Origin of the sequence: Phyllobacterium sp. CL33Tsu, from assembly GCF_900113985.1 — a bacterium.
In the GTDB taxonomy this organism is placed as follows: domain Bacteria; phylum Pseudomonadota; class Alphaproteobacteria; order Rhizobiales; family Rhizobiaceae; genus Phyllobacterium; species Phyllobacterium pellucidum.
The window spans coordinates 237,928-259,334 of the sequence record NZ_FORJ01000002.1 but is presented as its reverse complement, the minus strand read 5'-3'; the positions used below and the strand labels follow the sequence as shown (position 1 = coordinate 259,334).

General features: G+C 59.5%; 26 protein-coding genes. 12 read left to right on the top strand and 14 right to left on the bottom strand.

The window, feature by feature from the left end; genetic code table 11:
- The first annotated feature begins 41 nt into the window (after positions 1-41).
- The gene (locus BM074_RS10885) at positions 42-230 is read left to right on the top strand and encodes a DUF3008 family protein (protein WP_027231638.1); all 189 of its coding nucleotides are present in this window, start codon (positions 42-44) and stop codon (positions 228-230) included.
- Positions 231-248: 18 nt separating this feature from the next.
- On the opposite strand, the gene BM074_RS10880 is transcribed toward BM074_RS10885, so the two are convergent.
- A complete protein-coding gene (locus BM074_RS10880) occupies positions 249-1,178 on the bottom strand; it encodes an extensin-like domain-containing protein (RefSeq protein WP_244532814.1) in 930 nt (309 codons plus the stop codon).
- Positions 1,179-1,546: 368 nt separating this feature from the next.
- Here BM074_RS10880 and rpsD point away from each other — a divergent pair, with 368 nt between their 5' ends.
- The 3 genes from rpsD to ttcA all read left to right on the top strand — a co-directional run bounded on the left by rpsD (position 1,547) and on the right by ttcA (position 4,074).
- Positions 1,547-2,164 (top strand): 30S ribosomal protein S4, encoded by a 618-nt coding sequence (gene rpsD, locus BM074_RS10875; RefSeq protein WP_027231636.1) that lies wholly within the window; start codon positions 1,547-1,549, stop codon positions 2,162-2,164.
- A gap of 70 nt (positions 2,165-2,234) precedes the next feature.
- Complete coding sequence (locus BM074_RS10870) at positions 2,235-3,164, top strand: glutaminase (protein ID WP_091921917.1); 930 nt, start codon at positions 2,235-2,237, stop codon at positions 3,162-3,164.
- A 67-nt stretch (positions 3,165-3,231) separates the two neighbouring features.
- Complete coding sequence (gene ttcA / locus BM074_RS10865) at positions 3,232-4,074, top strand: tRNA 2-thiocytidine(32) synthetase TtcA (RefSeq protein WP_027231634.1); 843 nt, start codon at positions 3,232-3,234, stop codon at positions 4,072-4,074.
- Between the two features lie 174 nt (positions 4,075-4,248).
- On the opposite strand, the gene BM074_RS10860 is transcribed toward ttcA, so the two are convergent.
- Entirely contained in the window at positions 4,249-5,664 is a 1,416-nt protein-coding gene (locus BM074_RS10860; protein ID WP_091921915.1) for an aminotransferase-like domain-containing protein, read from the bottom strand.
- A gap of 93 nt (positions 5,665-5,757) precedes the next feature.
- On the opposite strand from BM074_RS10860, the gene BM074_RS23160 reads away from it, so the two are divergent.
- A complete protein-coding gene (locus tag BM074_RS23160) occupies positions 5,758-5,991 on the top strand; it encodes a DUF1127 domain-containing protein (RefSeq protein ID WP_210186479.1) in 234 nt (77 codons plus the stop codon).
- Between the two features lie 84 nt (positions 5,992-6,075).
- On the top strand, positions 6,076-6,297 hold the full coding sequence (locus tag BM074_RS10850; protein WP_027231632.1) for a DUF1127 domain-containing protein: 222 nt from the start codon (positions 6,076-6,078) through the stop codon (positions 6,295-6,297).
- A gap of 456 nt (positions 6,298-6,753) precedes the next feature.
- On the opposite strand, the gene BM074_RS10845 is transcribed toward BM074_RS10850, so the two are convergent.
- The 6 genes from BM074_RS10845 to purC form a co-directional block, all read right to left on the bottom strand.
- On the bottom strand, positions 6,754-7,170 hold the full coding sequence (locus tag BM074_RS10845; RefSeq protein WP_091921912.1) for a hypothetical protein: 417 nt from the start codon (positions 7,168-7,170) through the stop codon (positions 6,754-6,756).
- Between the two features lie 104 nt (positions 7,171-7,274).
- Complete coding sequence (locus tag BM074_RS10840) at positions 7,275-7,934, bottom strand: glutathione S-transferase family protein (RefSeq protein ID WP_027231630.1); 660 nt, start codon at positions 7,932-7,934, stop codon at positions 7,275-7,277.
- A gap of 402 nt (positions 7,935-8,336) precedes the next feature.
- The gene (purQ, locus tag BM074_RS10835) at positions 8,337-9,005 is read right to left on the bottom strand and encodes a phosphoribosylformylglycinamidine synthase subunit PurQ (protein ID WP_091921910.1); all 669 of its coding nucleotides are present in this window, start codon (positions 9,003-9,005) and stop codon (positions 8,337-8,339) included.
- A complete protein-coding gene (locus tag BM074_RS10830) occupies positions 9,002-9,259 on the bottom strand; it encodes a hypothetical protein (protein WP_091921908.1) in 258 nt (85 codons plus the stop codon). Before BM074_RS10830 ends, purQ begins: the two co-directional genes overlap by 4 nt.
- 19 nt (positions 9,260-9,278) lie before the next feature.
- Positions 9,279-9,518 carry a phosphoribosylformylglycinamidine synthase subunit PurS gene (gene purS, locus BM074_RS10825; protein ID WP_027231627.1) on the bottom strand — a complete coding sequence of 80 codons (240 nt, stop codon included), beginning with the start codon at positions 9,516-9,518 and terminating at the stop codon, positions 9,279-9,281.
- A gap of 34 nt (positions 9,519-9,552) precedes the next feature.
- The gene (gene purC, locus BM074_RS10820) at positions 9,553-10,317 is read right to left on the bottom strand and encodes a phosphoribosylaminoimidazolesuccinocarboxamide synthase (RefSeq protein WP_027231626.1); all 765 of its coding nucleotides are present in this window, start codon (positions 10,315-10,317) and stop codon (positions 9,553-9,555) included.
- A 315-nt stretch (positions 10,318-10,632) separates the two neighbouring features.
- Between purC and BM074_RS10815 the strand changes: the two genes are divergently transcribed.
- Both BM074_RS10815 and BM074_RS10810 read left to right on the top strand, forming a co-directional pair.
- Positions 10,633-10,950: a DUF1476 domain-containing protein gene (locus BM074_RS10815; protein ID WP_027231625.1), complete on the top strand. Its 318-nt coding sequence runs from the start codon at positions 10,633-10,635 to the stop codon at positions 10,948-10,950.
- A gap of 119 nt (positions 10,951-11,069) precedes the next feature.
- Positions 11,070-11,837, top strand: a complete 768-nt coding sequence (locus tag BM074_RS10810) for an HpcH/HpaI aldolase family protein (RefSeq protein WP_091921906.1) — start codon at positions 11,070-11,072, stop codon at positions 11,835-11,837.
- On the opposite strand, the gene BM074_RS10805 is transcribed toward BM074_RS10810, so the two are convergent.
- A complete protein-coding gene (locus BM074_RS10805; RefSeq protein ID WP_091921904.1) occupies positions 11,834-12,382 on the bottom strand; it encodes an RBBP9/YdeN family alpha/beta hydrolase in 549 nt (182 codons plus the stop codon). The two genes, BM074_RS10810 and BM074_RS10805, sit on opposite strands and share 4 nt — an antisense overlap.
- A gap of 303 nt (positions 12,383-12,685) precedes the next feature.
- Here BM074_RS10805 and BM074_RS10800 point away from each other — a divergent pair, with 303 nt between their 5' ends.
- A complete protein-coding gene (locus BM074_RS10800; RefSeq protein WP_091921902.1) occupies positions 12,686-13,498 on the top strand; it encodes a VOC family protein in 813 nt (270 codons plus the stop codon).
- Between the two features lie 47 nt (positions 13,499-13,545).
- Here the strand turns inward: BM074_RS10800 and purB are convergent, their stop codons facing one another.
- The 5 genes from purB to BM074_RS10775 form a co-directional block, all read right to left on the bottom strand.
- Positions 13,546-14,850 carry an adenylosuccinate lyase gene (gene purB, locus BM074_RS10795; protein WP_027231621.1) on the bottom strand — a complete coding sequence of 435 codons (1,305 nt, stop codon included), beginning with the start codon at positions 14,848-14,850 and terminating at the stop codon, positions 13,546-13,548.
- A 90-nt stretch (positions 14,851-14,940) separates the two neighbouring features.
- Complete coding sequence (locus BM074_RS10790) at positions 14,941-15,678, bottom strand: DUF2259 domain-containing protein (protein WP_091921900.1); 738 nt, start codon at positions 15,676-15,678, stop codon at positions 14,941-14,943.
- Positions 15,675-16,340, bottom strand: coding sequence for a ribulose-phosphate 3-epimerase (gene rpe / locus BM074_RS10785; protein WP_091921898.1), 666 nt, complete (start codon positions 16,338-16,340; stop codon positions 15,675-15,677). Before rpe ends, BM074_RS10790 begins: the two co-directional genes overlap by 4 nt.
- Positions 16,341-16,410: 70 nt before the next feature.
- Positions 16,411-17,415, bottom strand: a complete 1,005-nt coding sequence (locus BM074_RS10780; protein WP_091921896.1) for a P1 family peptidase — start codon at positions 17,413-17,415, stop codon at positions 16,411-16,413.
- Positions 17,415-18,494 (bottom strand): branched-chain amino acid ABC transporter substrate-binding protein, encoded by a 1,080-nt coding sequence (locus BM074_RS10775; RefSeq protein WP_091921894.1) that lies wholly within the window; start codon positions 18,492-18,494, stop codon positions 17,415-17,417. The genes BM074_RS10780 and BM074_RS10775 overlap by 1 nt, the downstream gene beginning before the upstream one ends.
- A gap of 225 nt (positions 18,495-18,719) precedes the next feature.
- Here BM074_RS10775 and BM074_RS10770 point away from each other — a divergent pair, with 225 nt between their 5' ends.
- Genes BM074_RS10770 through BM074_RS10760 form a run of 3 tightly spaced genes read left to right on the top strand, consistent with a single transcriptional unit; the run spans position 18,720 to position 21,391 of the window.
- Positions 18,720-19,175 carry a flavin reductase gene (locus BM074_RS10770; protein WP_051615011.1) on the top strand — a complete coding sequence of 152 codons (456 nt, stop codon included), beginning with the start codon at positions 18,720-18,722 and terminating at the stop codon, positions 19,173-19,175.
- Between the two features lie 7 nt (positions 19,176-19,182).
- On the top strand, positions 19,183-20,124 hold the full coding sequence (locus BM074_RS10765) for an AAA family ATPase (RefSeq protein WP_027231615.1): 942 nt from the start codon (positions 19,183-19,185) through the stop codon (positions 20,122-20,124).
- The gene (locus tag BM074_RS10760; protein ID WP_244532813.1) at positions 20,114-21,391 is read left to right on the top strand and encodes a vWA domain-containing protein; all 1,278 of its coding nucleotides are present in this window, start codon (positions 20,114-20,116) and stop codon (positions 21,389-21,391) included. Before BM074_RS10765 ends, BM074_RS10760 begins: the two co-directional genes overlap by 11 nt.
- The last annotated feature ends 16 nt before the right edge of the window (positions 21,392-21,407 follow it).

Genomic DNA, 21,407 nt, shown 5'->3' with positions numbered 1-21,407 from the left:
GCGTTTCTTTCCTTGTGCAACCACCCACAGGGAGAAATCCGATGCCCGCAAAATCCCAAGCCCAGCAAAAGGCCGCTGGTGCTGCACTTTCGGCCAAGCGCGGAGAAACCAAGAAGAGCGAACTCCAGGGTGCCTCGAAGAGCATGTATGACTCGATGAGCGAAAAGCAGCTGGAGGAATTTGCCGAAACCAAGCGCAAGGGCCTGCCGAAGAAGAAAACCAGCGAGTGATAGATCGAGGCGCGTTTCTTACTGACAGATACGCGCCTCGCACTTCTTTCCGTGACAGCCCTGATCGAGGTGCAGGTTGCCTTGGTGTGCGGCATCACCGTCGGGGCCGATGACGGTCATGAAGCGGTCGCAGCTTGCCTTGTGCAAGGCGCGCCAGAATGTCTGCTCCTCAGGCGAACCCTTCCAGCCTGAACCGAGCTCTGTCTTCTTCCCATTCTTGAATTTGAACGCGACGATATCGAGGGCGTTGGCAAAGGCATGCTCCGAAACACGGCCCTTATGCCCGTTGTTTACCTTACGGCACTGGTAGTCCGAGCCGGTGGTGATGCTTTCGATTTCCGCTCCGAAATCCTTCTGGGCTTCCGCCTGCACCTCGACGATCCAATTCGCCAGTGAACCCGCCATGCCGCAGTTGGTGGTGATGGCGGCCGCAAATTTCACCGGATTGTCCTTGCCGATCGCCGTAATCTTCAAAGGCGAACGTTCGCCGCAGATGCCCTCCGACAATGGCGGTATGAGTGAGCCCTCGACTTCCCCGTTCATCAACGCTGGACAGGCGTTCTGGTAGACACGGTCCGGCGAGATGGAGGGATCGACTTTGTCAACACTCTCTTCCTGATCACTCTTCTCGGTGTTTTTGCCGGTTTCTTCCGGTTTTGGCAGCGGATTGGGCCCCAGTTGCTCGCCAGCCTTCACGTCGGGCTTCGACGCTGGTTCGGGCTTGCTTTCCCCTGCAGCAGGTTTTTGCGAAGGAACCGGCGTTTCAGGATCCGCTTTCTGGATTTCCTCCTTGGGCTTCTCTTCCGGTTTGGGCGCTTCGGTCGATTGGGCCGCCCGGGGATTGGATTCAGGGATTGGCGGTACGACAGGCAGTGGCGCTGCCGTTGTGACCGCACGGGGCGGACGCCGGCGCCGTGCATCGGCGTCGTCGGACGTCGTGATGATCATTGTGCTTGCGATAAGGGCGGTGAAGGATAAAAGAAGTACGGACCTACGAGAATGCTGCGAGAATAGGGTCATTATCGGCTCTACTCCTGTTGAGCGTCTAACCTAACGCCTCAACCGGGCCATGGGTTTCAAATAATGTGAGCCGCTGAAACAGGCGCGCCCCCGCTTGACATCCCTGGCCCTTCCCACTAGAAGCCACCCCAGCGCAGGGCCCAACGGCTCTGCGTTTCATTTGACGTGTCCCGTGAGTGATTTCGCAATGCGTGCGTGAATCATTCTGTCAGTCTTCACACAAAGGAGGCAGAGGAGGGCGCGTTTCCTTGAACCGGCGCGTGAGCTCCGGTTCGTATTTGTTGAAAGGAAATGCGATGAGCAAGCGCGAATCGTCCAAGTATAAAATTGACCGCCGTCTTGGCGAAAACATCTGGGGCCGTCCGAAGTCCCCGGTAAACCGCCGCGAATACGGCCCGGGCCAGCATGGCCAGCGCCGCAAGAGCAAGCTTTCCGACTTCGGTGTGCAGCTGCGCGCCAAGCAGAAGCTCAAGGGTTTCTACGGCGACATTTCGGAAAAGCAGTTCCGCAAGACCTATGAGGAAGCTGCACGCCGCAAGGGTGACACCGGCGAACAGCTGATCGGTTTGCTCGAGTCGCGTCTCGACGCAATCGTTTATCGCGCCAAGTTCGTTCCGACCATCTTCGCCGCGCGCCAGTTCGTCAACCACGGCCACGTCAACGTCAACGGCCGCCGCACGAACATCCAGTCCTACATCTGCAAGGCTGGCGACGTTATCGAAGTTCGCGAAAAGTCGAAGCAGCTCGTGATCGTTCTGGAATCGGTTCAGCTCGCTGAACGCGATGTTCCCGAGTATCTCGAAGTCGATCACAACAAGATGGTTGCCAAGTACAGCCGCGTTCCGGCTTTCTCCGACGTGCCATACGCTGTACAGATGGAACCGAACCTGGTCGTCGAATTCTATTCGCGTTAATCAGTTCTGAATTTCAGAAAAAGCCGCCCGGAGAAATCTCGGCGGCTTTTTTTTCAACCGGAGTCCGGCCATGACCGACCTTCAGGCTATCGTCGACAGTGTCTACAGCGACCTTTCCGGCCGCATCGGTGAGGGCAAACTTGCCGATTACATTCCGGAACTCGCGACGGTGGACCCGAAACAGTTCGGCATCGCCATGATAACGGTTGACGGGAAAGTCCATGTCGCGGGCGATGCCGAAACCAATTTCTCGATACAGAGCATTTCCAAGGTTTTCACGTTAACGCTTGCGCTCGGCAAGATCGGCGACGGGCTGTGGAAGAGGGTTGGGCGTGAGCCTTCCGGCAATGCCTTCAACTCCATCGTCCAGCTGGAGCAGGAGAAGGGGAAGCCGCGCAATCCCTTTATCAATGCGGGCGCTATCGCGGTTGCGGACGTGGTTCTTGCCGGGCATCAACCGCGGGAGGCGATCGGCGAAATCGTGCAGTTCATTCGCCACGTCGCCGATGATGATACCATCGCCATCGACGAGAACGTTGCGCGTTCCGAAACGCAGACCGGCTACCGCAACATTGCGCTTGCCAATTTCATGCGCGCTTTCGGCAATCTCAATCATCCCGTCGAGCATGTCCTCGGGGTCTATTTCCACCATTGCGCTATCGCCATGTCGTGCCGCCAGCTGGCCCATGCCGGACTTTATCTCGCGTCGGCCGGCCGCAATCCGCTCAATGGCGGCAGCGTCGTTTCACCGGGCCGGGCGCGGCGCATCAACGCGCTGATGCTGATGTGCGGGCATTATGACGGCTCCGGCGATTTCGCCTATCGCGTCGGCCTGCCGGGCAAGAGCGGTGTTGGCGGCGGGATTCTTGCCGTGGCGCCGGGCAAAGCCTCGATTGCGGTCTGGTCGCCGGGATTGAACGAGAACGGCAACTCGCTGCTCGGGTCGGCCGCGCTCGAATTGCTCGCCCAGCGCACCGGCTGGTCCGTCTTCGGACAATGAAGGACTTGCCTTCGGCGATCCTGCGATGCAATTAAGGCGACGAACCGGATCGTAGCGGGATATTTCCATGACCATCCATGAGCTTGACCTCACCGACGCAAGCGGCTGCCATCCGATGTTTCTCGGCGTGCCGTCCTCCGTCGAGTTCAACAAGTTGCGCAAGCGGCTCCTGCGCCAAACGCGCCAGTCGCTCGAGGACTTCGCCATGGTCAAGCCCGGCGAGCGCTGGCTGATCGGACTTTCGGGCGGCAAGGACTCCTATGGTCTCCTGGCCTTGTTGCTCGACCTAAAATGGCGCGGTCTGCTCCCGGTCGAACTCCTCGCCTGCAATCTCGACCAGGGACAGCCGAATTTTCCCAAGCATATCCTGCCGGATTTCCTGAAGGCGAACGGTATCGAGCACCGCATCGAATATCAGGACACTTATTCAGTGGTCACGGATAAGATCGCCGAAAACCAGACCTATTGTTCGCTGTGCTCGCGCCTGCGTCGCGGACATCTCTACCGCGTCGCCCGGGAAGAGGGTTGCGCTGCGCTGGTACTCGGCCATCACCGCGAGGACATTCTCGAGACCTTCTTCATGAACCTCTTCCACGGCGGGCGGCTCGCAGCAATGCCGCCAAAGCTTCTCAACGACGAAGGCGACCTGATGGTGCTGCGGCCGTTGAGTTATTGCGCGGAAGATGATCTGGAAAAGTTTGCGGGCGCCATGCAGTTTCCGATTATTCCTTGCGATCTGTGCGGCAGCCAGGAGGGCCTGCAGCGCAACGCCATGAAGGCCATGCTGGCCGACATCGAAAGGCGCGTGCCGGGCCGCAAGGAAACGATGATCCGCGCCCTCGCCAACACCCGGCCGAGCCATCTGCTCGACCGCAAGATCTTCGATTTTGCCGGACTTGTGACGGGGTGAAGTTGGATCCTCGGGCTATGCCCAGAGGGATGACCGCCACAACACCGCCGTCATGCGCGGAAAGCACCCATCATTCGAAGGGCGAGGATTATACAGTCACGCACGCACCGACAGGTGTCCACCTACCTACCCAAAGACGCCCTCGCTTAACTACTCACTCGCTCACTACTCACTTCACGAATAGCTATCGTAGCTCGCGTTGTCGGACTCCATCAGGCGGCGCAACACCGACAGACCCTGGCCGAGCTCCTGTCGGGTCGTCGGGACGGTCAGGCCGACGCGAACACGGTGAAATACCTTTTCGCTGCGTCCGGCCTTGAACTCGTCCTCGTCGTCAATCATCACGCCCTCATTGAGCGCGGCATTCTTGAACGTGCCGGACAGCCATGGATCAGGCAGTTTCATCCACAGGAATGGAGAATGCGGCTGCGACGCGAATTCCATACCGGTGAAGACGGAGCGCGCCAAAGCCTCGCGTGCATTCACTTCGGCGCACACCTCGTTGCGGATGCTGTAAGCTTCGCCGGTATTGACCAGTTGGGCGCTGAGCTCCATCATCATGAAGGGAACGCCGCCGCTGACCATCTTGTGGGCCGTGAGGACGCGGGCCGAGAGGTGAGGCGGGCAGGCGACCCAGCCGCTGCGAATGCCGGCGGCCACGGATTTCGACAGCCCGCCGATGTGAAATGTCCGCTCCGGCGCGAGTTCGGTAAGTTTAACATGATCGTGGCGGGTGAGCGAACCGTAGATCTCGTCTTCGATGAGCCAGACATTGTAGCGCCGCGCAATATCAACAATTGCGCGCCGGTCGTCTTCCGGCATGGTGACGGCCGTTGGATTATGCAGCGAAGGCATCAGGAAGACGAGCTTCGGGTGCTGCTGGGCGCAATGCCGTTCGAAATCGCCAGGGGTGAGCGAGCCGTTCTCGGTCTGAATGATGATGCTTCGCCGTCCCATGAGGTTGGCGCTGCGGGCAGCCGAGCAATAGGTCAGTTCCTCGAAAGCGATGCGGTCGCCGGGAACCGTTACGGCGGCGATGATTGCGAGAATCGCGGAGTGAGCACCAAGGGTCGGAACAATCGAAGCGGGCTCCGGCACCCATCCCGCAGCTGATAGCCAGCGGCTGCCGGCTGCCTGCCAAGAGGCGGGCAGGGTGCGGCAGTAGCTCGCGACCTCCGAGGGATATTGCTTGGTGATGCCAGCCAGCAACCCTGCCATCGTTTCCGATTGGCCGACGTCGATGGCGGCCGTACTATCGAGCCGTATTCTGCCCGGTTCGACCGCCTGGTTGCGCGTACCGCCAAACGTCTCGGTGCGGGGGGAGGGCTGTTCAAGTGCCAGCTCCCTGCGCTCGGTGACGTATGTCCCACGACCGACTTCGCCGCTGACGAGGCCTCGCTCCCGAATGAGATTGTAAGCACGGCCGACGGTGCCAATCGTGACACCGATATCGAAGGCAAGGTTGCGCTGCGGCGGAAGCTTCGTGCCGGGGGCGAGCACGCCCTCGGCGATGTCGGATTCAATACGTTCGGCCAACTGCAAATAAAGCGGGCCTTTGCCAGGTTCAAGATTCGGAAGCCAATTTGTCATGGTGACAATTAATATATTGCGCTTTCAATTGAGTCAATACATAGAGACAATCATACAAAGTAAGAGTCAATGATCGGCTTAAAGGAGCCAATTATGAGCACAATAGAGACAATAGGCGCGGATCGCGCTGGCACGAGCGAAATTCGTCGGTCATCGACACCCTCGCGGACCGTGACAATTGTTGCGCTCGTCAGTTGGTTCGGTTGCGCAATGCTGAAGCGGCGCACGCGCATGCATCTAAGCGAGCTGAGCAACGATCTTCTCGAAGACATTGGCATTGCACCCGCCGAAGCGCGACGCGAGGTGAAGCGCTTCTTCTGGGATTGATGCAACGTGCGGGCGCCGTACGCTCTAGTGCGACGCAACACTTATGACGAGATATTACGCAAGTGATGACATATGGAGGCAGTAATGGGTACGACCTATATCGATCCCGCCAGGCCCGTTCATCCAGGCTTGGCAGTACATGCGCAGAGCAATCGTTTCGGCCGTCTATTCGGCTGGGTGGGAAATGCAATCGACCGGCGGCGGTCGCGGCTTGAGCTTGGCTCCCTCGGCGAAGACGGGCTTAAGGACCTCGGCCTAACGCGCGATCACATCGAAGCCGATCTCGGTAACTACTTCTCGGGATAATCCCGCTATCAGTCCTACCGACGTTATCTTCGGGCTGTAGGTCCGAGGATCCGCCTGGAAACCAATTTCCGCGGTATATTTTACCCCCCTTTGCGTCATCCTCGGGCGCTTGACCCGAGGATCCACGTGGAAGCTGTTGACCGTCGAAAGAAAAATGGGTCCTCGGGTCAAGGGCCCGAGGATGACGGTGGAGAGGGAGGCGCGTGCAACGCCGAGAGGATCGGTGGTGGAGAGCCTCTCGCCAGAATAGGGTTTTTCGGGACGAGACGCTCGTGGCGAATATTCACCCCCTTTCCGTCATCCTCGGGCCCTTGACCCGAGGATCCACCTGGAAACCATTGACCGTTTGAAGGAAAAATGGGTCCTCGGGACAAGAGCCCGAGGATGACGGTGGAGAGGGAGGCGTGCACGACGGTGGAGAGGAAGGCCCGGGCAACACCAACGATGACCGCGACTCTAGCCGCTCGTTGCGCAGGACGATTGTCCGCCCGCCCAGCGGCGAACGTCTGCTGCAATGCGATTGCCTAAAGAATGCATCATCAGCGGACCAAACGCCTCGACTTTTGCAGGGTTACCCTCGGCATGAACGACGAGCAAAGGCCGTCCTCCGGGATTGCTCGCCGGTACGACGAGGATGCGCGGCCTTCCCGAATAGGAATCGAGTTCGGGGGCGAGACGGTAGGGCTTGAATGTTGCATCGCCGGACTTGAACCAGCAGGCATTGGCGGCAAGCGCAACGCGTTCCATCGTTGGCAGCGCGGCCTTCTCAGAATTGAAGGCAAGGCTGCCCGGTCCAGGCTTGCTCTTGGATTGGCATCCGGCGAGTGCAGCGAGCGAAATCATCAGGGCAATACCGATCGTCGGCGTCTTCATGCGGCGTTCTCCACGACTGCGCCACTTCGCATGGGCGCAGAGGACATCTATGCATAAGCTATCCGGAGCCACTGTTCGGCACCGGGATTATGCGGGAAAGGGGATCAGGCGGTTTCGAGCTCCCCGAGGAATATTTTGAGGCCGTCCACCATCTCGTACCAGACGAGCGATAGCACCGGATCCTGAACAATCCGTTGCTCCAGCGCGTCGAACCTCGGGTAGGGAGCGAGCAGGTCAGGACGATTTGCCAATTGGCGGAAGGGGTTCATGACGAATCTGGTCGGCGTCAGCCATGCATCGGCCAGCGTCATCTCTTCACCGAGTGCATAAGGTCCATGGCCGAGCCGGTTTTCTACTTCCGCAAGACCGATCTCCATCTGCTTGAACAATTTGCTGATGCGCGCCTCGTCCTTGGATTTTCTAAACAGCAGTTCGAGGAGTTCCATGGTGGGCGCGAGCACCTCGAGCTCCGCCGCGCGCGCCAGCATCCGCACAATAGCGCGGTCGCGCGAGTCGGCCGGCAAAAGCGGCGGTTCGGGAAAATGCTCTTCCAGATATTCGGCGATGACGGTGGCTTCGATCACCGTAAGGCCAGAGCCGGTAATCAGGACAGGGATTCGGTTGAAGGGCGAAATCGCGCGAAATTCCTCCGGGATGGGCGAGCCGGGCGGCGGTGCAACGATCTTGATTGGCGCCTGCTTGTAATAGGCAATGCAACGGATGATGGAGGAATAGGGAGACAGCGGCCGGGAATATAGCTTCATTGAACTTTCCTCCAATTGAGCCGGCTATTTCTATGATTTGCCGGGCTCCTGCAGGAGCCTAACGAAATGGCGGGCGATATCAAGGACGACCAAACGGATTGCTGATTGTCAGGCGATCTATGGTCATTCCATCCCCCATATCTTCGGACCAGAGCACCGAACTGCCGCTGTTGATGGCGCAAGCGACAACGAGGGAATCGAAGAGCTGACGATTATAACGACGCGCAATCCTGATCGCAGCGTCGTGCGTGGCTAGGTCGAGTGTGACACGACGGTGGGGCACAGACTGCGTACAAGTGAAAGCGCCTCCTCGGTTTCTGTCCAATCCATGCGCAGCTTGCGGCGGGCGACATGCGTGAACTCGTTCAGAATCTGGACGCTGATGACTTTGTTCAGAAGTTCTTAGGCAGCCACTCCGAGGATACCGGCAAAAAGGGCGCGTCCGTCAGTGCCGCCATGCGCAGCTTCGATAAGGTTTTCCGGATGGGGCATGAGACCGAGCACATTGCCCGCTTCGTTGACGACCCCAGCAATATCGTTGATCGAGCCGTTGGGATTGGTGCCCTCGGCGTAGCGGAAGACCACCTGGCCGTTGCCTTCGAGACGGGCAAGCGTTTCCGCGTCGGCAAAATAGTTGCCATCATGATGGGCGACGGGGGTGCGGATGATCTGGCCCTGCGAATAGCCGCGCGTAAATGCGGTGTTGGCATTGGTGACTTCGAGCTTCACCTGGCGGCAGACGAATTTCAGTGACGCATTGCGCATCAGCGCGCCAGGCAGCAGGCCAGCCTCGACGAGAATCTGGAAGCCGTTGCAAACGCCGATGACCATGACGCCCTTGTTCGCCTTCTCGCGGATTGCCTGCATGACCGGCATACGCGCCGCGATAGCGCCGCAGCGCAGATAATCGCCATAGGAGAACCCGCCAGGAATGACGATAAGGTCGACATCGGGGATCTCGGTGTCCGTCTGCCACACCGTTTCGGGCGCGACTCCGGAGACGTCGGTCAAGGCCGCGATCATGTCGCGGTCACGATTGAGGCCGGGGAGAAGAACGACTGCTGATTTCATGGGTGTGGTTCAAACCTTGCTTGTGCTTCCGCGAGTTCCCGAAGTTCGAGACGGTTTTCGATGCGATCGAGACGGTCGTGAAGCGAGGACATCGACGCCCTGAGATTGTTCATCTCACCCTCGAGCAGGTGCAGATGACTGCGGACGCTAATACTATCCTGGCGCTGTTCGCGCCCGTTTTCCTTCAACGACGCAATGTCGCCCTGCATCTTCCGAAGAATTTCGTAAATCAGATCGGGCGATATACCGTCCATGGCGAATCCTCAAAAGTGATCAATCAATCGCCACACTATAATCTTCGATCACCGTATTTGCGAGGAGCTTCTCGCACATCGCCTTGAGATTGGCTTCGGCCGCGGCGCGGTCGGACGTGTTGAGTTCGACGTCGAACACCTTGCCCTGGCGCACGGAACCAACGCCATCAAAACCGAGACTGCCCAATGCGCCGACAATTGCCTTGCCCTGCGGATCGAGAACGCCATTCTTCAGGGTTACAGTGACACGTGCCTTCATCGACTTGTCTTCTCCGAGCTGATTGGATGAGTGCTTATTTGACCAGAACCGGTCCCGCGGGGCGGGTCGGCTCGTTTTCATTCATGATTCCGAGACGCCGCGCGACTTCCTGGTAGGCTTCGATAAGCCCGCCCATGTCGCGGCGGAAACGGTCCTTGTCGAGTTTCTCAGCGGTCTGGCTGTCCCACAGCCGTGCCGAATCCGGCGAGAATTCGTCGGCGAGAACGATCCGCATGAGATCGCCTTCGTAGAGACGGCCGCATTCGATCTTGAAATCGACGAGCTGGATGCCGACACCGAGGAAAAGGCCGCTCAGGAAATCATTGACGCGGATGGCAAGCGCCATGATGTCGTCGATCTCCTGCGGTGCAGCCCAGCCGAACGCCGTGATGTGCTCTTCCGAAACCATAGGATCGTCGAGCTCGTCATTCTTGTAGTAGAACTCGATGATCGACCGCGGAAGTACGGTGCCTTCCTCGATGCCGAGACGCTTGGCCAGCGAACCGGCGGCGATATTGCGCACGACGACCTGGAGCGGAATGATCTCGACTTCCTTGATCAGCTGTTCGCGCATGTTGAGCCGGCGGATGAAATGCGTCGGGATGCCCATGCGGTTGAGCTGGCTGAAGATATACTCGGAAATGCGGTTGTTGAGGACGCCCTTGCCGTCGATCACTTCCGATTTCTTAGGATGCAGCACGGTGGTGTCGTCTTTGAAGTGCTGGACGAGTGTGCCTGGCTCTGGTCCTTCATAAAGGATTTTGGCTTTGCCTTCGTAGACACGGCGGCGACGGTTCATTGCAAATCTCGGTATTGGAGTTATCGGTCGGCCCCGGTTCTTAGCAGCGCCGTCATGTTGGCGCGCTAACTATCGTAAAAGCAAGCATTCTACAATGATCCTTTGTTAAGGTGCGCTGATTTGTGGAATATAGGTGCTCCATGAACGATCTACGACAAATTGATTCCAGCGGTTCATTTCGGTCTTTCGATTTCGTGCAGAATGGCTATATGAACCCAAGAAGCGAAAACATTGGGGAACTGCCTGAAAAACGCCCGAGGCCCGGATGTAGTTTAAGCATTGAACCAACCGATCATATTGCGGGAGCAACTGAGGATGACAATGGAAGATCGCAAAAACGCTTTTGAAAACAAGTATGCGCATGACGCAGAACTGCGTTTCAGGGCGGAGGCCCGCCGCAACAAGCTCCTCGGTCAATGGGCGGCCGAAAAGCTTGGCAAGAGCGGTGACGAAGCGGATGCCTATGTAAAGGAAGTCATCAAGGCGGATTTCCAGGAAGCTGGTGACGACGATGTCTTCCGCAAGATCCGCGCTGATTTCGACACGGCGGGTATCGACACGTCCGACCATCGTATCCGCCGCACCATGGAAGAACTGATGGTCGAGGCGATCCGCCAGATCGAAGGTTCCTGATCCGAGCCTGATGAACCCAAAAGCCCGGCCACAGCGCCGGGCTTTTTCATGGCGGTGACTTGACCCGCCGTGGCGGCGTTTCCCATACTCCGCCGCGAAATCGAAGAAGGATAAGAAACATGTCATTTGCGTCGCGCCTGAGGGCTGGGGAGACACTCTATTCCGGCTGGTCGAGCGTGACCGATCCACTGGTCATGGAAGCCTTGTGCCGGACCCCGCTCGATGCGGTGCTTCTCGACATGCAGCACGGCGCCCACGACACGGCGAGCGTCGTTGCGCTGACCGGCGTCTTGCGCGCAAACCAGAAGCCGGCATTGGTGCGTATCCCGGTCGGACGTTTCGACATGGCGAGCCGCGCGCTCGACATCGGGGTCGATGCCGTGGTGGCGCCTATGATCAATAGCGTCAAGGATGCGCGGCTCTTTGCTGCTTCGATGAAATATCCGCCGCTGGGCGAACGGTCATGGGGACAATTGCGCGGTCGGCCCGCGAGCTATGGGGCGGGCGGCTCCGGCGCGTATCTGCGCGAGTCCAATGAGTCGACGCTGGCCTTTGCAATGATAGAAACCATCGCCGCCTACGAGGTATTGGACGACATTCTGGGCGTCGAAGGCATCGATGGCATTTTCGTCGGCCCGTCGGATTTTTCCATCGCCTGGAGCAAGGGCGCCGAGGTCAATGCAGCTTCAGACGCGATCATTGAGCCACTGACAAAAATTGCCGCCAAAACCAAGGCCGCTGGCAAGTTCGCCGCGATCTATGCGGCGAACGCCGACATGGCCAATCGCTTCAGTGCGCTCGGCTATACTTACCTGGCGCTTGCCGTTGATACGGGCTACCTGACACTCGGCGTGCAAAGCATCCTTGATGGGCTGAAGAAAGCCTAAAGCCGCGACAGGAACTGCGCGAAGACCATCGAGCCTTCCGGCCAGGGGCCATGGCCGGATTCGGCGTTGAGGTGGCCGGATTCGCCTGCATCGATGAAAAGCGATCCCCAGGCGGCGGCAAGGTCCTCGGCGACCGCATAGTCGCAATAGTGATCGTTGCGGCTGGCAACGACAATCGAAGGAAAGGTGAAAGGTTCGCGCGGGTAGGGGCCGAACGTCATCAGGTGCTTTGGTCTGATCTTCGGGTTCGAAACGTCCGGCGGGGTGACGAGAAACGCGCCCTTCACCTTGTCGCCGATCTCGGGAATTGCATGGACGAACGTCGGAACGCCAAGCGAATGGGCGACGATCACCACGGGTTTTGTCGCCGATTTGACCGCCTTGACGACCGCGGCCACCCAGTCCTCGCGCACCGGTTTCGTCCACTCCGCCTGCTCGACGCGGCGGGCCGTGGATAGCTTGGCTTCCCAGCGGGTCTGCCAGTGATCGGGGCCGGAATTGGTGTAACCGGGAACGATGAGAATATCGACGTCTTTGACTTTCATGCGGCGTATTTAGGAGAATCACTTCGGGATCGCAACATTCCAAAAGTGTAGCACGCGCAGGGAAGTGGCAGGAATGAGGGCGCCTTCACCGGGCTCGCATTGTTAGTAAACAATCATGCCTTTTAAGTTCATTATCTGTGAACAAGCTGTTCGCTGCTTTCGGCTTGTATCAAGCGCCAATAAATCCGACCTTACTGCGAACGAGATTTTTTCGAGGAAAGCATAGCGATCACACGCCGGGAACTGGTTGGTGGGTCTATTGCTTTCGTCGCAACAGTGGGAACTGCCCGCGCGGAGACGAGAATGGAAAACACATCTTTTGCGGCAACGGCGCCGGTCCACGTGTCGAAGGTCGGCATCAAGGCCAAGGACGCCGACACGCTGGCAAAATATTACCAGGAGGTCGTGGGCCTGCGCGAGATTTCGCGCAAAGGTCAATCGGTCACTCTCGGAGCGGGGGAGACGCCCTTGCTTGAGATCGAGCAGGCAGATGCGGTGCGCGCGGACGATCCGCACAGCGCCGGACTTTACCACACCGCATTCCTTCTACCGGCCCGCGCTGATCTTGCCCGCTGGGCCAAGCGCGCCATCGAAAAGCGCACGCCTATCGTCGGTGCTTCCGACCATCTCGTCAGCGAGGCGATCTACCTGACCGATCCCGAGGGCAACGGCATCGAGATTTATGCGGATCGCCCGCATGAAAGCTGGACCTGGAACGGTTCGTCGGTGGCAATGGGCACAGAGGCGCTCAATGTAGGCAGCCTGGTTGCGGAACCCGGCAGCGAGACGCCCTGGTCGTCGGCTCCCGACGGCACAATAGTCGGACACCTGCATTTGCGCGTCGGCAATGCCAAGGACGCGGAGGCATGGTGGCACAAGGAGCTTGGTCTTCAAACCGTGGCGGGCTTTGGCGGCAGCGCCGTGTTCATGTCGACGGGCGGCTACCACCACCACGTCGCGGCAAATTCATGGCAAAGCCGCGGCGCGGGCCTTCGGGACAATGACCGCTCCGGGCTTGCCTGGGCGGAATTCAGCTCGGCTATGGCCAATGACGAACGCGAAATCGTCGACCCCTGGGGCAATGTGATCCGCATCGTTCCCGCCAAACGCGGCTGATCGCCATTTGGCAAACGCTCGGCCTTTAAGGTCGAGCGTTTGCTGCATCAGTTTCCGAACACGCGCTTGAAGATCGTATCGACATGCTTGGTATGGTAGCCGAGGTCGAACTTCTCGCGGATTGTCTCTTCGGGCAGGGCGGCACGCACGTCCGCATCGGCGAGAAGTTCTTCGAGGAAATCCTTGCCCTGCTCCCACACCTTCATGGCGTTGCGCTGCACCAGACGGTAGGAATCCTCACGCGACACGCCGGCCTGGGTGAGGGCGAGCAGTACGCGCTGCGAGTGAATGAGGCCCCGGAACTTGTTCATGTTCTTGAGCATGTTGTCCGGGTAGACGAGAAGCTTCTCGATGACGCCGGTGAGACGGGCCAGTGCGAAGTCGAGGGTGATCGTCGCATCCGGACCGATCATGCGCTCGACGGATGAATGCGAGATGTCGCGTTCGTGCCAAAGCGCAACATTTTCCATCGCAGGCAGGGCGAAGGCGCGGACCATGCGAGCAAGGCCGGTCATGTTCTCGGTGAGGACGGGATTGCGCTTGTGCGGCATGGCCGAAGAACCCTTCTGGCCCGGAGAGAAATACTCTTCGGCTTCTAGGACTTCGGTGCGCTGCAGGTGGCGGATTTCAACGGACAGCCGTTCGATCGATGAAGCGATGACGCCAAGGGTGGCAAAGTACATGGCGTGGCGGTCGCGCGGAATGACCTGTGTCGAAACTGGTTCCGGCTGCATTCCCAATGCCTTGGCCACATGTTCTTCAACGTATGGATCGATATTGGCGAATGTCCCGACCGCACCGGATATGGCGCAGGTGGCGATCTCGGCCCGCGCCGCGACGAGGCGGCTGCGGCAGCGTTCGAACTCGGCATAGGCCTGGGCGAGCTTCACGCCGAAGGTGGTCGGCTCGGCATGGATGCCATGGCTGCGCCCGATGGTGACGGTATCCTTGTGCTCAAATGCGCGGGTCTTCAGCGCGGCGAGAAGCTTGTCGAGGTCGGCGAGAAGGATATCGCTTGCGCGCATGAGCTGCACGTTGAAGCAGGTGTCGAGAACGTCCGAGGACGTCATGCCCTGATGGACGAAGCGCGCATCCGGACCGACAATCTCGGCAAGGTGGGTCAGGAAGGCAATGACATCGTGCTTGGTCTCGCGCTCGATATCGTCGATGCGGTCGATGTCGAATGTTGCCTTGCCGCCCTTTTCCCAGATGGTTTTCGCCGCTTCCTTGGGGATAACGCCGAGTTCGGCAAGCGCATCGCAGGCATGCGCCTCGATTTCGAACCAGATGCGGAATTTCGTTTCCGGGGACCAGATGGCGACCATTTCCGGCCGCGAATAGCGCGGGATCATATGTGTTCCTGTCGGCGAAGAATTAAAAGTTGAGTGCGGTCTATCAGACCTTTGCCGATCGCTCAACGCAGGTTTTCGTCGTCGGCGCACCTAGCGGCGGGTGGTCACTGCCATCCAGCGGTGATCGGGACCTTCGAAGCCGAACGCCCTAATGGCGACAAGAACGGCAACAACCGGCGATGCGCCTTGAGGATAATAGGTTTGCACGGCGCCGATGCTGTAACCGAGCGGGCAGCCCCGGCTTGTCGGTACCGTTTCGTCGGCATGCAGTAATTGCGGCGCAGCGCCGGGCTTGTCATCGGCAAGTGTCAGGCGAAACCCCTTGATATCGCCCATGTTCTGGCACATCTCGCTTGCTGGCGCGGCGATTTCCTCGAGCGTGATGGCGAGGGCTGGATCAAGCGCCGGAAAAATCGGCCGGGGGTTCACCCTTACCTTAAAGGGATCGGCAGAAAGCTCGGTTACCGGATTCGAAGCTACGGTAAAGCCGATGTTTGCCCGCAACTCAACGTCGGTGAGCGATGTCAGGCCCTGCGCATCCCGCGCTGCCTTGTCGCGCGCCTCCTCCAGCGAAGAATGTTCATCATCGAGGCGGACGCGCACCGGCGTCTTCGGCAGGAACTTGTCGTTCGCGGTATCGACGTAGAACCGGTTGGCATAGGGAAAGCCGGAACCGTCCTGAATACCGTATTCCTCGAAGGCGAAAACGCCGCCATCCTTGGAGAAGCCGAGAATATTGAGCTTCGCCGCGTCGCCTGCATATGATGCAGTTGCCGCTGGAAACAGACCGAGCAGCAAACCGATGGCAAGTCGGCGATACCGGCTCACGCGCTGTTCACGCAGGCATTGCGAATGAGATCGATGTTATCGCGGTAAGATGCGCCCTTGAATACTGAGGATCCGGCAACCAGGGCATTTGCGCCGGCCGCCGTAGCAAGCGCTGCGGTTTCGGCGGTGACGCCGCCATCGACTTCAAGATCGATCGGCCGCTCACCGATCATCGCCTTGATTTTGCGTATCTTTTCCACCGTCTCGTGGATGAATTTCTGGCCGCCGAAGCCGGGGTTCACCGTCATGACCAGAATGAGGTCGATATCGTCCAGGACGTACTCAATGGCCGATTCCGGGGTTGCGGGGTTCAGCGCAACGCCAGCCTTCTTGCCAAGTGCGCGGATCGTCTGCAGCGAACGGTGCAGGTGCGGGCCGGCTTCGGCATGAACGGTGAGGATATCGGATCCGGCCTTGGCGAAGGCTTCAAGATATGGATCGCAGGGTGCAATCATCAGGTGCGTATCGAAAACCGCGTCGGTCAACGGGCGGATGGCCTTAACCACTTCCGGTCCAAATGTGATGTTCGGAACGAAGTGCCCGTCCATGACATCGATGTGCACCCAATCGGCGCCCGCGTCGAGGACGCTCGTTACTTCCGCGCCGAGCTTGGAAAAATCCGACGCGAGAATGGATGGGGCAATGACGAGCGGACGGCTCATGTTCAGTCTCCGGAGTTTAAAACTTGCGCGCCGTTACCATGCGCGTTCCGGTGGCACAACCGAAACCGGTCTAGATCAGCGATTTCCACACCGGATAGGGATCGTTCGGGGCTGGCGTCGCGGCATATATGCCGCGGGCAATCGCCCGTGACATGGTCGAAGCGGCTGCCGCGCAAAGATCGATGAATTCGCCAACCTCCGGCATGCGGCCGCTCGTGCCGGTCGCAAGTGTGAATATGAGGTCGCCGTCAAACGGCGTATGGGAAGGCCAGATGGCACGGGCAAATCCGTCATGGGCCGCGATGGCCAGGCGCTTGGCCTGCGCCTTGGTCAGCACAAGATCGGTCGCGATGACGCCGATAGTGGTGTTCGAGCCCGTTGCTTCGCTGAATTTGGTTTTTATTTCACTGGTGTCGGCGGGAAGCGGATGGGGCAGGCCATGACCCCCGAACTCTGCGCCGATTTCAAAAGGCGCGGCCCAGAAATGCTTACCTTTGCCAATCGTTACCGACCCAAGCGCGTTGACCGCAACGAGCGCGCCGATGGTCGCGCCGCTCGCCAGCATTGAAGAGGCTGAGCCGAGCCCGCCCTTCAATCCGGCCACCGTGGCACCAGTACCAGCTCCGGCGGTCCCGATTTCGAATGCGGGCGATGCCGACTGGACGGCGGCGTAGCCAAGTTCGCGATAGGGCGGGAAGCGCCCCCAATCCTTGTCGCCGCCATTCATCATGTCGAAGAGGATCGCAGCCGGAACGATCGGAATGCGGTGGCCACCGACCTCGAAGCCGACACCCTTTTCGCGCAGCGCCGCCTGAACACCCGAGGCTGCGTCGAGCCCGAAAGCAGAGCCACCCGACAGTACGAGCGCGTTGATCGATTCAACCGTGTTGTGCGGTTCGAGAAGGTCGGTTTCACGCGTGCCCGGAGCACCGCCGAGAACCTGCACGGCGGCGGTCGCCGGCGTGTCGCAGAGGATCACAGTCGTGCCGGACTTTACCTTCTCGTCGCTCGCATTGCCGACACGCAGGCCAGCCACATCGGTGATGAGGTTGCGGGGACCTGTGACGCTGGCCATCACTTCGCCTCCAGGACGAATTGTGTTCCGTCGAACTTCTGCACCCAGTAAGTATCCGCGATACGCTCGCCGAGGGCGTCAAACTGGACCGAGCCCAGCGCTGTCTCAAAAGCATTCTTGTGCAGGAGTTCGCTGAGGGAACCCGGCTGCGCCTGCGCACCGGCAAGAACCTGCAAGGCGATCTCGGTCGCGGCATAGGCCGGTATGACGTAGCCTTCCGGGACTTTCCCGGCAAGCTCGACAGCGTTTTTCGCGTTGCGGGCGCTGTCGAGCTTTTCCGTGTCGCGCGGTGCTATCATCAGGGTTCCGGCGGCAAGGTCGCTGCCGTTGCCGACAGTACCGAGCGCCTCGCCGCTGACGATGGTGAGCGGGTAGGACAGGGCGACGGCGCTGCGGCCGATGGCTGCAACGTCGTCGCGCTCGCCGCCGACGAAAACCTGCGTGGCGCCCGCGCGCTTGAGCCGGCCGACCAGTGCGTTCTGATTGTCGAGGCCAGGGCGATACGTATCGGCAAAAACCGGCTTCAGGCCCTTCTCCTCAAGCCGCGCGCGCACGCCGGAGGCAAGTTCACGGCCGAAGATGGTGCCATCGTCAATGATCGCGAAGGGTGTGGAATGCCATAGCTGCGCAAGAATATCGCCGGTTTCCGTTACCTCGCTCTGTTCGGACGGGGCGAGCCGGAAAACGGCATAGGGTTGCTCGGCTCGCCGCTCGGTCAGCGTTCGCGACCGCACCCCCGGACTTATGACCGGGATGCCCTTCTGGTTGAGGATCGGCAAGGCAGCCTCCAATGCGTCGGCGCAAAGGAAACCGACGACGATCATGACGTTGGCCTGTACCATCTGCCTCGCAGCGGCCTCGCCACCGGCTGCGTCGCACTTGTCGTCGGCGGTGGTGATCGATATCGCCTGGCCTTTTCCGGCAGTATTTAACGCCACGGTGCTGCCGTCGACCACTTGCATGCCGAGGCGCGCAAAGGGACCCGAAAGCGGCGCAATAACGCCAATCCTGTCCTCCGCATGTGCGACACTCGTGACCAGAAGGCCAAGGAATGTTGCGGCGCGTAGCAAGCGATTCATCAAGAGCGGGCCATTTCGTGTTGTATGGTAACCAGTTACATTATTTCGGTAACTGTTTCCTTCATTCCGCGCAATTGGGGTCTATATAATAATAGGATCGAACAAAAATTTGTCCGCACTCTTTGGTTGTGGCGATTGTTGCGATACTGATGCTGCAGATACGGAATTGAAAATTTGCTTATAGCCAAGGATCAGAAGATCGAGCCGCTCGCGTTCCGCAATGCGATGAGCCATTTCGCGGAAGCCGTGCATATTATCACGACCGATGGTCCGGCCGGACGTCGTGGCGTGACGGTTTCGGCTGTCTGTTCCGTTTCCGACAATCCTGCAACGATGCTCGTCTGCCTCAACCGCGAGCATGAACTCAATCATCTCTTCATCGAAAACCAGGTCTTTGCGCTGAACACCCTCTCGCTTGGCCAGCAGGCGTTGTCCGAAGCCTTTTCCGGCAGGGGCGATCTTGCGCAGCAGGACAGGTTCTCCCTCGGCCACTGGCACACGTTGCAGACAGGTGCGCCCGTTCTCGTCGATGCATTGGCAAGCTTTGACTGCCGCATCGTCGCCACGCACGAGGTCGCCACCCACTACGTGATCTATGGCAAGGTGACGGCGCTCAACATGGGTGATCCGGCCAAATCCCTGATCTATCTCAACCGATCGTACCACTCCGCCGGAGACTAGGACCAGCATGGGCAAGCAAGCCGTTTCGTCCCTGCCGCAATCGATCGAGGCCACCTTGGCCCTGCTCGAATCCGGCGGGTACGTTGCGGACCGGGCCTTGGCGACCGTCTTGTTCCTGAGCTTGCGCATGAAGCGCCCCCTGTTTCTTGAGGGCGAGGCGGGCGTCGGCAAGACCGAGATCGCCAAGGTGCTGGCGACGACCCTCGGCCGTCCGCTTATCCGGCTGCAGTGCTATGAGGGCCTCGACGTATCCTCGGCGGTCTACGAGTGGAACTATGCGGCACAGATGATCGAGATCCGGCTCGATGAGGCGAGCGGCGTCATCGACAAGAATGCGATCGAGCGGAACGTGTTTTCCGAAAAGTTCCTGATCAGGAGGCCGGTGCTGCAGGCGCTTTCAGGCGAGCAGGGCAAAGCGCCGGTCTTCCTGATTGATGAACTCGACCGCACGGACGAGGCGTTTGAAGCCTTCCTGCTTGAAGTTCTGTCGGATTATCAGGTGACGATCCCGGAGCTTGGCACCATTCGGGCGAACGAGCCGCCTCTTGTCATCATAACCACCAATCGTACACGTGAAATACATGACGCGCTGAAGCGGCGCTGCCTCTACCACTGGGTGGATTACCCCTCGGCGGAACGCGAGCTCGAAATCGTCCGCCGCAAGGTGCCGGCCGCCAATGAGCGCCTCTCGGACGAGATCGTCCGCTATGTCCAAAAGCTGCGCGAAGTCGACCTCTTCAAGTTGCCGGGCGTAGCCGAGACCATCGACTGGGCCGGAGCCCTGACGGAGATGGACAAGCTCGCCCTCGATCCTGAAGCCGTATCCGATACGATCGGCGTGCTCCTGAAATATCAGGACGACATTGCCCGCATCGCCGGCGGCGAGGGGCGCCGCATCCTTGACGAAGTCAAGTTGGAGATACGCCAAGCCAGCTTGAATGCCGTCTGACATGGCGGCGCTCGAACGATCACCGCAGGCGGCGGGTTCGGGCAGTCATCTTGCGGACAATATCGTCTATTTCGCCCGGACCCTGCGCAAGGCAGGCATGCGCGTCGGTCCAGCCTCGGTCCAGGATGCAATCCAGGCGGTGCTCTTCGGTGGCATCGGCTCGAGGGATGATTTCTACTGGACACTGCACAGTGTTTTCGTAACGCGCCGCGAGGACCACGCGACATTTGACGAGGCGTTCCGCCTTTATTGGCGCTCGCGCGAACTGATCGAAAAGATGCTGGCAATGTTCTCCCCGGTCGCGATGGCGCAGGACCGTGAACGGTCAAGGGCTGCCGAAGCGCGGGTCGCCGAGGCGTTGCTCAGGGGAAATGGTCAGCCAGAACCGGGTCAACGGCCGCCAGAGATCGATATCGACGCCCGCTTTACATTTTCCGGCAAGGAAGTCTTGCGGGCCAAGGATTTTGCGCAGATGAGCGCCGCTGAGCTCGTTGAGGCGCGACGCGCCATGAGCGAACTCACCCTGCCGCTCGACCAGGTCGAAACCAGGCGCTACCGCAGCGATCCGCGTGGGAGGCGCATCGACCCGCGGGCCATGATGCGGGCAAGTCTGCGCACGGGAGGCGATCTGATCCTGCCAAAGTTTCGATCGCGCCGCGTCGTGCACCCGCCGCTCGTCGTACTTGCGGATATATCCGGCTCGATGAGCCAGTACACGCGCATCTTTCTGCATTTCATGCATGCGATCATGGAGAGGCGACGGCGAGTCCATTGTTTCGTCTTCGGCACGCGTCTCAGCAACATTACGCGCCCATTGCGCTACCGCGATCCTGACGATGCCATTGCGCGGTGCACCGATGTTGTAAAAGACTGGTCCGGCGGCACGCGCATCGGTGAGACATTGCATGAATTCAACAGGCAATGGTCGCGCCGCGTCCTGACCCAGGGCGCCGTGGTCCTGCTCATTACCGATGGTCTTGAGCGGGAGGATACAAGCGAACTCGAAGCGGAGATGGAGCGGCTGTCGAAATCGTGCCGGCGTCTGATCTGGCTCAATCCCTTGCTGCGCTTTGAAGGCTTCGAGCCGCGCGCCCGGGGCGTTCGGGCAATGCTTCCCTATGTCGATGACTTTCGCGCCGTGCATAACCTTGAAGCCCTGGACGATCTGTGCAAGGCGCTCGGCCGGCCGCGCGAGCGCAACGACGATCCGAAACGCTGGCTTGCCCGGGCGACCCCTTTCCATGCGCCGGGATCGCACCCATATTGAGCCTGCTGGAGGGCAC

Bases quoted from the DNA above. Each gene is read 5' to 3' on its own strand.
- BM074_RS10885 (WP_027231638.1), top strand. From the start codon at position 42: ATGCCCGCAAAATCCCAAGCCCAGCAAAAGGCCGCTGGTGCTGCACTT.
- BM074_RS10880 (WP_244532814.1), bottom strand. From the start codon at position 1,178: ATGATCATCACGACGTCCGACGACGCCGATGCACGGCGCCGGCGTCCG.
- rpsD (WP_027231636.1), top strand. From the start codon at position 1,547: ATGAGCAAGCGCGAATCGTCCAAGTATAAAATTGACCGCCGTCTTGGC.
- BM074_RS10870 (WP_091921917.1), top strand. From the start codon at position 2,235: ATGACCGACCTTCAGGCTATCGTCGACAGTGTCTACAGCGACCTTTCC.
- ttcA (WP_027231634.1), top strand. From the start codon at position 3,232: ATGACCATCCATGAGCTTGACCTCACCGACGCAAGCGGCTGCCATCCG.
- BM074_RS10860 (WP_091921915.1), bottom strand. From the start codon at position 5,664: ATGACAAATTGGCTTCCGAATCTTGAACCTGGCAAAGGCCCGCTTTAT.
- BM074_RS23160 (WP_210186479.1), top strand. From the start codon at position 5,758: ATGAGCACAATAGAGACAATAGGCGCGGATCGCGCTGGCACGAGCGAA.
- BM074_RS10850 (WP_027231632.1), top strand. From the start codon at position 6,076: ATGGGTACGACCTATATCGATCCCGCCAGGCCCGTTCATCCAGGCTTG.
- BM074_RS10845 (WP_091921912.1), bottom strand. From the start codon at position 7,170: ATGAAGACGCCGACGATCGGTATTGCCCTGATGATTTCGCTCGCTGCA.
- BM074_RS10840 (WP_027231630.1), bottom strand. From the start codon at position 7,934: ATGAAGCTATATTCCCGGCCGCTGTCTCCCTATTCCTCCATCATCCGT.
- purQ (WP_091921910.1), bottom strand. From the start codon at position 9,005: ATGAAATCAGCAGTCGTTCTTCTCCCCGGCCTCAATCGTGACCGCGAC.
- BM074_RS10830 (WP_091921908.1), bottom strand. From the start codon at position 9,259: ATGGACGGTATATCGCCCGATCTGATTTACGAAATTCTTCGGAAGATG.
- purS (WP_027231627.1), bottom strand. From the start codon at position 9,518: ATGAAGGCACGTGTCACTGTAACCCTGAAGAATGGCGTTCTCGATCCG.
- purC (WP_027231626.1), bottom strand. From the start codon at position 10,317: ATGAACCGTCGCCGCCGTGTCTACGAAGGCAAAGCCAAAATCCTTTAT.
- BM074_RS10815 (WP_027231625.1), top strand. From the start codon at position 10,633: ATGACAATGGAAGATCGCAAAAACGCTTTTGAAAACAAGTATGCGCAT.
- BM074_RS10810 (WP_091921906.1), top strand. From the start codon at position 11,070: ATGTCATTTGCGTCGCGCCTGAGGGCTGGGGAGACACTCTATTCCGGC.
- BM074_RS10805 (WP_091921904.1), bottom strand. From the start codon at position 12,382: ATGAAAGTCAAAGACGTCGATATTCTCATCGTTCCCGGTTACACCAAT.
- BM074_RS10800 (WP_091921902.1), top strand. From the start codon at position 12,686: ATGGAAAACACATCTTTTGCGGCAACGGCGCCGGTCCACGTGTCGAAG.
- purB (WP_027231621.1), bottom strand. From the start codon at position 14,850: ATGATCCCGCGCTATTCGCGGCCGGAAATGGTCGCCATCTGGTCCCCG.
- rpe (WP_091921898.1), bottom strand. From the start codon at position 16,340: ATGAGCCGTCCGCTCGTCATTGCCCCATCCATTCTCGCGTCGGATTTT.
- BM074_RS10780 (WP_091921896.1), bottom strand. From the start codon at position 17,415: ATGGCCAGCGTCACAGGTCCCCGCAACCTCATCACCGATGTGGCTGGC.
- BM074_RS10775 (WP_091921894.1), bottom strand. From the start codon at position 18,494: ATGAATCGCTTGCTACGCGCCGCAACATTCCTTGGCCTTCTGGTCACG.
- BM074_RS10770 (WP_051615011.1), top strand. From the start codon at position 18,720: ATGAGCCATTTCGCGGAAGCCGTGCATATTATCACGACCGATGGTCCG.
- BM074_RS10765 (WP_027231615.1), top strand. From the start codon at position 19,183: ATGGGCAAGCAAGCCGTTTCGTCCCTGCCGCAATCGATCGAGGCCACC.
- BM074_RS10760 (WP_244532813.1), top strand. From the start codon at position 20,114: ATGCCGTCTGACATGGCGGCGCTCGAACGATCACCGCAGGCGGCGGGT.